Genomic DNA, 1,426 nt, shown 5'->3' on the forward strand with positions numbered 1-1,426 from the left:
CCCCCGCACCCCCCACCACGGCCAACCAGCACCCTGACACCACCCGGGGCCCGCCGCCGGGCCCCGGCACGCCCCACGACCGCACACCGGCCACCGCTCCACGGTCCCGCCCCGGCGCGGGGCCGGCTCGGCGCACGATGCCGGACGTGCACGGCACCGGGCCGGCGGACGGCTGAGGACGGCCGCACCGCGCCCTGCGGCCGGACGTTCCCGCGAGGAGACCGTCCGAGACCGGTGAGGTCGCGCCCGGGGCGCTCGGCGCGGTCTGCGCCGGGATGCGGTCGTGGACGCGGCGGTGTGTGTACCGCCGACCGGCGGGGCCGCGACGGTGCGAGGCCGACGTGGCGTACGGGCCGGCCGGTGCACGTGTGCCGTGTCAGCGGGTGGGTGACAACAGGCGCCCTGCCCGGTGCGTCGCGGGCCGTTGGCACGACGCACACCGGCTCGCCGCCGTACCGGCCGCCGGTTCCAGCCGGGGTGTGCCGCCCGCGGCCGCTACGTGAGGAAGCGGACCATGTCGATCCGGTCGTCGGTGACCCGGTAGGCGACGAGGAGGCGGATCGGCTCGTCCGCGAGGCCGTGGGCGACCTCCTGGTCGACCACCCATCGCCCTTCCGTCAGGCGGTTCTCGACCTCCGCGTGGCAGCGGGCGGCGGCGAACTGCTCGGCGTACGCGGCCCGAAGCGCGTCGGTGCCCTCCAGCGTGGTGCCGTCCGGGCGGTCCACGCGGACCCCGGGGGAGTAGGTGGCGACAAAGGCGTCGAGGTCGTGCGCGTTGTACGCGTCGAGCTGGCGCCGTACCACGGTGATCGGATCGACCATGCGGCCGATTCTGCCACTCCGGCGGCGGCTCCGGCGGCCGGTGGGAGGCGCACTCCGGCGCACGGAGGCACGCGGAGCGGTGCGTGGTCGGCCGTGAGGGGGACTCCGTGGTCCTGTGTGCGAGTGAACCGGTAGCGTGAGCCGACGATTTCGGGCCAGGCGAACGAGGAGTCCCGGTGACAGCGCACAGCGGACAGGGAGAGGAACCGCGCGAGGGTGCCGTGCCACCCGGCGGTGACCGGTGGACCACCGGCCCCTCCCGGCCCGGGGACGGCACGGCGCCGCCCGCCGGTACTCCCTGGGGCAGTCCATGGGGGCCGCAGGCCGCAGACCCCGCCGGGCCCGCGCACCCCGGCGCCGCGCCGCCCGGTGCCACCGCCGGGGCCGGGCTGCCGCCCGTGCCGCCGCAGGGGCCGCCCGGCACGCCCCCGCCGCCGGCCGCCGCGCCGGAGCCTCCGGTCCAGCCGCCCACGGCTCCGCCTCCGTACGGCGGTGCGTCCGCGACCCACGGCGGCGGGCAGCCGGTGTTCGGCGGCCCGCTACCGCCGGCCTCACCGCCTCGGACTCCCTCTCCCGCCGCCCCGGCCGGTACGCAGCCCCCCAT

Annotated in this window: 1 protein-coding gene; it reads right to left on the reverse strand. The window is 78.3% G+C overall.

What is annotated here, in order from left to right:
• Positions 1-495: 495 nt before the first annotated feature.
• Entirely contained in the window at positions 496-822 is a 327-nt protein-coding gene (locus tag GL263_RS26475) for a nuclear transport factor 2 family protein (protein WP_182858268.1), read from the reverse strand.
• Positions 823-1,426: the final 604 nt, after the last annotated feature.

The organism is Streptomyces durbertensis (assembly GCF_014156695.1).
Lineage (GTDB): Bacteria > Actinomycetota > Actinomycetes > Streptomycetales > Streptomycetaceae > Streptomyces > Streptomyces durbertensis.